7 protein-coding genes are annotated in these 7,510 nt (G+C 63.4%); 6 read left to right on the top strand and 1 reads right to left on the bottom strand.

Annotated elements, in window-relative coordinates:
• The 6 genes from EN939_RS14025 to EN939_RS14000 all read left to right on the top strand — a co-directional run.
• The coding region (locus EN939_RS14025) for an ABC transporter ATP-binding protein (protein WP_164750988.1) at nt 1-736 on the top strand (736 nt) is incomplete at its 5' end.
• Nucleotides 723-1,574 carry an ABC transporter permease gene (locus EN939_RS14020; protein WP_127268481.1) on the top strand — a complete coding sequence of 284 codons (852 nt, stop codon included), beginning with the start codon at nt 723-725 and terminating at the stop codon, nt 1,572-1,574. The genes EN939_RS14025 and EN939_RS14020, both read left to right, overlap by 14 nt.
• Nucleotides 1,575-1,760: 186 nt before the next feature.
• Entirely contained in the window at nt 1,761-3,053 is a 1,293-nt protein-coding gene (locus tag EN939_RS14015; RefSeq protein ID WP_127268480.1) for a cytosine deaminase, read from the top strand.
• Complete coding sequence (locus tag EN939_RS14010; protein ID WP_127268479.1) at nt 3,053-4,456, top strand: FAD-binding oxidoreductase; 1,404 nt, start codon at nt 3,053-3,055, stop codon at nt 4,454-4,456. The genes EN939_RS14015 and EN939_RS14010 overlap by 1 nt, the downstream gene beginning before the upstream one ends.
• A gap of 205 nt (nt 4,457-4,661) precedes the next feature.
• Nucleotides 4,662-5,243, top strand: coding sequence for an NAD(P)H-dependent oxidoreductase (locus tag EN939_RS14005; protein WP_127268478.1), 582 nt, complete (start codon nt 4,662-4,664; stop codon nt 5,241-5,243).
• Complete coding sequence (locus EN939_RS14000; RefSeq protein ID WP_127268477.1) at nt 5,243-5,830, top strand: NAD(P)H-dependent oxidoreductase; 588 nt, start codon at nt 5,243-5,245, stop codon at nt 5,828-5,830. The genes EN939_RS14005 and EN939_RS14000 overlap by 1 nt, the downstream gene beginning before the upstream one ends.
• Before the next feature lie 149 nt (nt 5,831-5,979).
• Here the strand turns inward: EN939_RS14000 and EN939_RS13995 are convergent.
• Nucleotides 5,980-7,510: GcvT family protein (locus EN939_RS13995; protein ID WP_164750987.1), on the bottom strand; the 1,531-nt coding region annotated here is incomplete at its 5' end.

Genomic DNA, 7,510 nt, shown 5'->3' with positions numbered 1-7,510 from the left:
CGGCGTGACGGCGCTCAACGATGTCGACCTGACCATCAGGGAAGGCGATTTCCTCAGCCTGCTCGGGCCGTCGGGTTGCGGCAAGTCGACGGCGCTGCGGCTGATCGCCGGCCTGTCGACGCCGACCTCCGGCGTGCTCGACTGGCGCGGCGGCGGCTCAGCTGACCGCTCGAACATCGGCTTCGTCTTTCAGGAGCCGACGCTGCTGCCCTGGGCCAACATCTTCGACAATGTCTGGCTGCCGCTGCGGCTGAAAGGTATTTCCCGTGCCAAGGCGGCACCTGCGGTGACGGAAATGCTGGCGCGGGTTCACCTGACCGGTTTCGAAGACGCGGTGCCGCGCGAACTGTCCGGCGGCATGAAGATGCGCGTCTCGATCGCACGCGCCATGGTGACCAAACCGCGCGTGCTGCTGATGGACGAACCGTTCGCGGCACTCGACGAGATCACCCGCTTCAAGCTCAACAATGATCTCCTGGAACTGTGGCAGGACGAACGCTTCACCGTCGTCTTCGTCACCCACAGCGTCTTTGAAAGCGTGTTCCTGTCCAACCGCGTCGTTGTCATGGCGGCGCGGCCGGGCCGGGTGTTCGACGAACTTGCCATCGAGGCCTCCTATCCGCGCGATGAGGCGTTTCGCACCTCGCCCGACTATGCGGCACTGTGCCGTCAGGCTTCCGATGTGCTGGTCAAGGCCATCAATTCAACAGCAGGCGCGCATCATGACGGCCATTGACGAGCGGGCGCTCGAACTCGACCCCGAGGAGGCGCGCCGCGTGCGCCAGGCGCGGTTCGAGCGGATCGGCCGATGGGTGCTGCCGCTGGCGATCATGATCCTGGCGATCTGGCTGTGGGATCGCATCTGCGTCTGGAATGAGATTCCGCAATACATCCTGCCACGCCCGGGCGTGGTTCTGTGGACACTCTACAACGATGCCGGCTTGCTGTTTTCCTCGCTGCTGGTGACCTTGCGCATCACCTTCCTCAGCCTGGCTCTGGCGGTCATCGGCGGGGTCGGGCTGGCGGTGCTGTTCGCACAATCGAAATGGGTGGAGATGTCGTTCTTCCCCTTCGCCATCGTGCTGCAGGTGACGCCGATCGTGGCGATCTTTCCGCTGATCAACATCTATGTGAACGACCAGACGACCAAGCTTCTGCTGTGCGCCTGGATCGTCGCCTTCTTTCCGATCCTGTCCAACACCACGCTTGGCCTCAACTCCGTCGACCGCAATCTGCGCGACATGTTCAAGCTCAACGGCGCGACGCGCTGGCAGCAACTGCGCTATCTCAGGCTGCCGGCCGCGATGCCCTATTTCCTCGGTGGGCTGAAGATCGCCGGAGGCCTGTCGCTGATCGGCGCGGTGGTGGCGGAGTTCGTCGCCGGCACCACCGGCCAGTCGTCCGGCCTTGCCTCGCGCATCATCGAGGCCGGCTACCGGCTCAACGCGCCGCGGCTGTTCGCGGCGCTGTTCCTGATCTCGCTGACCGGCATTTTGATCTTCCTCGTGCTGTCGCTGATTTCGCATCTCATTTTGCGGCGCTGGCACGAAAGCGCGCTGAAGCAGGAGCGCTAGGATGACTGAAAGGTTGGCGCGAAGCGCCCCCCTCTGTCCTGCCGGACATCTCCCCCTCAAGGGGGGAGATTGGCTGTTGTCACGACCTTCGCCAATCTCCAACGTTGAAAAAAAAGATCCGGCGCGGACGCTGCCAATCTCCCCCCTTGAGGGGGAGATGTCCGGCAGGACAGAGGGGGGCAACGCTTGATACCAACCTTCGGCTCTTACCATCTCGCCAATGTTCGCCTTCATCGCTCACTGGCACCAGGCCTTTCCGCGCCCTTCGATGCTGACGGCTTCGGGCTTGCCGACATCGCTGTGGCCGACGGGAAGATTTCCAGCATCACCGCGCATGGCCGATCCGCCGATGCGATTGACCTCGCCGGCCGTATAATCCTCCCATGCTTCGTCGACTGCCACACGCATATCGACAAAGGCCATATCTGGCCGCGGAAACCAAATCCCGATGGCACCTTCATGGGCGCGCTGAATGCCGCCGGAGCCGATCGCGTGGCACGCTGGAGCGCCGAGGATTTGGCGCGGCGGATGGATTTTTCACTGCGCTGCGCCTACGCCCATGGCACCCGGGCGCTGCGCACCCACATCGACAGCGTCGCGCCGCAGGAGGAGATCTCCTGGCCAGTGTTCGAGACGATGCGCGAGGCATGGTGCGGCCGTATCGAATTGCAGGGCGCCTGTTTGCTCGGCATCGAAGGCGTGCGCGACAAAAAGTGGTTCGACAGACTGGCAAAAAGGGTTGCCGCGGCAAAGGGCGTGCTCGGTGTCGTCACCTATATGGTGCCGGACCTCGAAGAACTGCTCGACCATGTCTTCGCGCAAGCGATCAAGCATGGCCTCGATCTCGATTTCCATGCCGACGAGACCGATGATATCTCCGCCATATCGTTGAAGAAGATCGCCGAGGCCGCTCTCTGGAACGGTTTCGAAGGAAAGATCCTCGTCGGCCATTGCTGCTCGCTCGCGCGCCAGCCGGACCTCGATGTGCTCGATACGCTGGACAAAGTGGCGAAGGCCGGGCTCGCCGTCGTCTCGCTGCCGATGTGCAATCTCTATCTGCAGGACCGGCGCGGCGACCAAACCACGCCGCGCTGGCGCGGTGTGACGCTGCTGCACGAGATGAAGGCGAGGGGCATTCCGGTGGCAGTCGCTTCCGACAACACGCGTGATCCCTTCTACGCCTATGGCGATCTCGACATGCTGGAGGTCTACCGCATGGCGACGCGCATCCTGCATTTGGACCATCCGGTCGCCGACTGGCCGCAAGCGGTCACCGCGACGCCGGCCAAGGTGATGCGGCTTGATGGCTTCGGCACGCTTGCCGCCGGCGGCGATGCCGATTTCATCCTGTTCAAAGGCCGAAGCTGGACGGAATTGCTCTCGCGACCCGAATCGGATCGCATCGTGGTGCGCGGCGGCAAGGCGATCGACCGGCAATTGCCCGACTATGCCGAACTCGACGAACTGATGGTGGGATAATGGACGTTTCGGCGCTCAAACGCGATCTCGAAGGCCTGAAGGTCGACGACAATCCGGCCATCGTCCAGCAGAAGAGCCGCGATTTCTACTGGTACAGCCCGGTGTTGAAGCAGCAGTTGGACCATGTCACCGGCGACCTGATCGTGACGCCGAAGAACGAGGCCGAACTGATCCGCGTGCTTGCCGCCTGTCACCGCCATGGCGTGCCGGTGACGCCGCGCGGCAGCGGCACCGGCAATTACGGCCAGGCGATGCCGCTCTCCGGCGGCGTCGTGCTCAACCTTGCCGAGATGAACGAGATCAAGTCGATCGCGCCAGGTCGCGTGGTGACCGGGCCGGGGGCCATCCTGGCCGATATCGACAAGGCAACGCGGGCGCATTCCGGGCAGGAACTGCGGCTGTCGCCGTCCACCTACAACACCGCTTCGATCGGCGGCTTCATCGCCGGCGGTTCGGGCGGCGTCGGTTCGATCAATTTCGGCGGCCTGCGCGATTTCGGCAATGTGCTGCGCCTGCGTGTGGTGACGATGGAGGCCGAACCGAAAGCGCTCGAACTCACCGGCGAGGATCTGCACAAGGTCACCCACGCCTATGGCACCAACGGCATCATATCGGAGGTCGAGATGCCGCTGACCGCGGCCTATGAATGGATCGATGTCATCGTTGGCTTCGACGCTTTCATGGATGTCGCCCGGTATGGCAATGCGCTGGCATGTCAGGACGGTATCCTGACCAAGCTGATCACGCCGATAGCCGCACCCGTGCCGCAACTCTATTTCAAGCGGCACCAGAAGTTCCTCCGGGAAGGGCAAAGCATCTGCGTCGTCATGGTGGCGCGGCACGGGCTGGACGCTTTCCTTGCCTTCACCCGCCGTGCCGGTGGCGAGGTGATCTACAATGCGGCCACGGCGACGCCGGACGAGAAAAAGGGCCTGCCGCCGGCCTATGAATTGGCCTGGAACCACACCACGCTGAGGGCGCTGCGCGTCGATCCTTCGATTACCTATCTGCAGTCGCTCTATCCCTTTCCCAACCAGCTGGCGCTGGTCGAGAAGATGGATGCGATGTTTCCCGGCGAGGTGTTCTCGCATCTGGAGTTCGTACGGCTGGACGGCAACATCACCTGCTTCGGCCTGCCGCTGGTCAAGTTCACCACCGAGGCGCGGCTCGACGAGATCGTGCGTCTGCATGAAGCGAATGGCTGCCCGATCTTCAACCCGCATCGCTACACGCTGGAAGAGGGCGGCATGAAGCAGACCGACGCGGTGCAGCTTGCCTTCAAGCGCGAAACCGATCCGCAAGGCCTGCTCAACCCCGGCAAGATGATCGCCTGGGAGAACCCGGACTATGACTACCGGTCGGGCCGGACATTCCTTTTCAAGGGGCTGCAGAGGGCAAGCTGATGACCAGCGTGTGGCGCTGCACCCCCCTCTGGCCTGCCGGCCATCTCCCCCTCAAGGGGGGAGATCAGACTGCCGCGCTGCTTTCGCTAACCATCAACGTCGCAGATAGGCAGCAACGCGGAAACCGCCAATCTTCCCCCTTGAGGGGGAGATGCCCGGCAGGGCAGAGGGGGGTGCCTCGCGCTGACCTGCAGGATGTCCTCCGATGAACATCCTCGTCCTTTACGCCCATCCGGTCGAGACCAGCTTCAATGCCGGCCTGCACCGCATGATCGTAGAGCGGCTGACAGCGGCGGGCCATGCGGTGGACGACTGCGATCTCTACGCGGAGGATTTCGATCCGCGGATGACGCGCCAGGAAAGACTGGACTACCACAGCCAACGCGGCGCCGCTGACGCTGCCGCGCCTTATGTCGAACGCCTGCTGCGCGCCGATGCGCTGGTGCTTTCCTATCCGGTCTGGAACTATGGCTTTCCAGCGATCCTGAAAGGCTTTTTCGATCGCGTCTTCCTGCCCGGCGTGTCGTTCAAACTGGTCGATGGCAAGGCGCAGCCGTCTCTGCACAACATACGCAAGGTTGCAGCGGTGACCACCTATGGCGGCAGCCGGTTCCGCGCCATGCTGATGGGCGATCCGCCACGCAAGCTGATCAAGCGCATGCTGCGCGCCACCGTAAAACCGGGCGCGCCGGTGAGCTATCTCGCGTACTACGCGATGAACCTGTCTACCGACCAAACGCGCAAGGCCTTCATGACCAAGGTCGCGGCCAGCATGGATGCCTTCTGATGCGCGCGCTGGTGGTTTACTGCCATCCGGTGCCCGAGAGCTTTTGCGCGGCCATCCGCGACACCGCCGTGGACGTGCTGACGCGACGAGGCTGGGAGGTGCGGCTGCTCGACCTCTATGCGGAGAAATTCGACCCGGTGATGGGCTGCGATGAGCGGCGCTCCTACAATGACCAGGCGCCGCAGGACCCGGCACTGAAGCCGCACTTCGAACTGCTCAACTGGGCCGAGGCGATCCTGTTCGTCTATCCGACATGGTGGTACGGGCTGCCAGCGATGCTGAAGGGCTGGCTCGACCGGGTGTGGGCGACGGACGTCGCCTTCAAGCTGCCGGCCGGCAAGGGACGGATCAAGTCGCTGATGACGCATGTGACCAAGGTCGGCGTCATCACAACCTGCGGCGCGCCGACCTGGTGGAGCGTCGTCGTCGGCCAGCCGGGACGCAAGACCCTGCTGCGCGGCATGCGGGCGCTGTGCGCGACGCGCTGCCGGACGTTTTTCCTGGCGCACTATCTGATGGATGCCTCGACGCCGGCAACGCGGGCGGCGTTTCTGGCGAAGGTGCGGGCGAAGTTGGAGCGGTTTTGAGGGAATTGGCGTCCTTCTCCCCGCTCCACGGGGAGAAGATGCCTGCAGGCAGATGAGGGGCAGCACGAACATTGCAGAGGTTGGCGCCGCCCCTCATCCGGCCCTTCGGGCCACCTTCTCCCCGTAAACGGGGCGAAGGAAGAGGGGTGCTACATCCTTGTCCGTTCTGACTTCGGATCATACATCGGCTTCAGCGACGCTTCCGCCGCAAAGCGCTCGCCGGCGATCTCGATCTCGTAGGTTGAGGCCAGCACATCCGCCTCGCTCTCGCCCTTGCAAGGCACATAGCCCAGCCCAACGGCGCCGCCGAGATGATGGCCGTAATTGCCTGAAGTGATCGGGCCGACGATCTTGCCGTCGCGCAGGATCGCCTCGTTGTGGAAGAGCAGGGGCTCTGGATCCTTCAGACGGAACTGAACGAGCCGGCGTGACAGGCCGGCTTCCTTCTTGCGCAGCACGGCTTCGCGGCCGATGAAGTCGCCCTTGGCGGTCTTCACCGCGAAGCCAAGGCCGGCTTCCAGCACATTGTCTTCATCGGTGATGTCGTGGCCGAAATGCCTGAAGGCCTTTTCGATGCGGCAGGAATCCAGCGTGTGCAGGCCGCAGAGTTTCAGGCCGACATCCGCACCTGCCTCCTCGATCGCCTCGAAGACATGAGCCGCCTGGTCGGTCGAGACATAGAGTTCCCAGCCGAGTTCGCCGACATAGGTGACGCGATGCGCGCGGGCCAGGCCCATGCCGATCTCGATCTCCTGGAACGTGCCGAACGGATTTTTATCATTGGAAAAATCGTTGGGGCTGACCTTCTGGATCAGCTTTCTCGCGTCCGGGCCCATCAGGCAGAGCACGCTTTCGGCCGCCGTCACGTCGGTGATGACGACGAACTCGTCGGCGACGTGCTTGCGCAACCAAGCCAGGTCGCGCTGCAGCGTGGCGCCGGGGACGACGAGGAAGAAAGCCGTTTCCGACAGCCGCGAGACCGTCAGGTCGCTCTCGATGCCGCCGCGCTGGTTGAGCATCTGGGTGTAGACGATCTTGCCCGGGGCGACGTCCATGTCGTTGGCGCATAGTCTTTGCAGGAAGTGCCGAGCGTCGCGGCCCTCGACACGGATCTTGCCGAACGAGGTCATGTCGAACAGGCCGACGCCATTCCTGACCGCGAGGTGTTCTTCGCGCTGGTTGTCGAACCAGTTCTGGCGCTTCCAGGAATAGCGGTATTCGCGCTCCTGGCCCTCGCGTGCGAACCAATTGGCGCGCTCCCAACCGGCGACTTCGCCGAAAACGGCGCCGCGCGCCTTCAGATGCTCGTGCAGCGGCGAACGCCTGACATTCCTCGAGGTCGCCATCTGGCGGTAGGGGAAATGGTCGGCATAGAGCAGGCCGAGCGTTTCGGAGACGCGCTCCTTGAGGTAGCGGCGGTTCTTCTGGAACGGCTGTGCGCGGCGGATGTCGACTTCCCACAGGTCGAAGGGGGCTTCGCCATCGTTGATCCACTGCGCCAGCGCCATGCCGGCGCCTCCGGATGAGACGATGCCGATCGAATTGTAGCCGGTCGCCATCCAGTAGCCGGCCAGTTCCGGCGCCTCGCCGAGATAGTAGCGGTCGTCGGGCGTAAAACTCTCAGGACCATTGAAGAAGGTGTGGATGCCGGCGGTCGCCAGCATCGGCATGCGGTTGACG

The organism is Mesorhizobium sp. M7A.F.Ca.CA.002.05.1.1, assembly GCF_003998335.1.
Lineage (GTDB): Bacteria > Pseudomonadota > Alphaproteobacteria > Rhizobiales > Rhizobiaceae > Mesorhizobium.
Note: the sequence above shows the minus strand (reverse complement) of the source record. Positions and strands in the feature narration are given on the sequence as shown.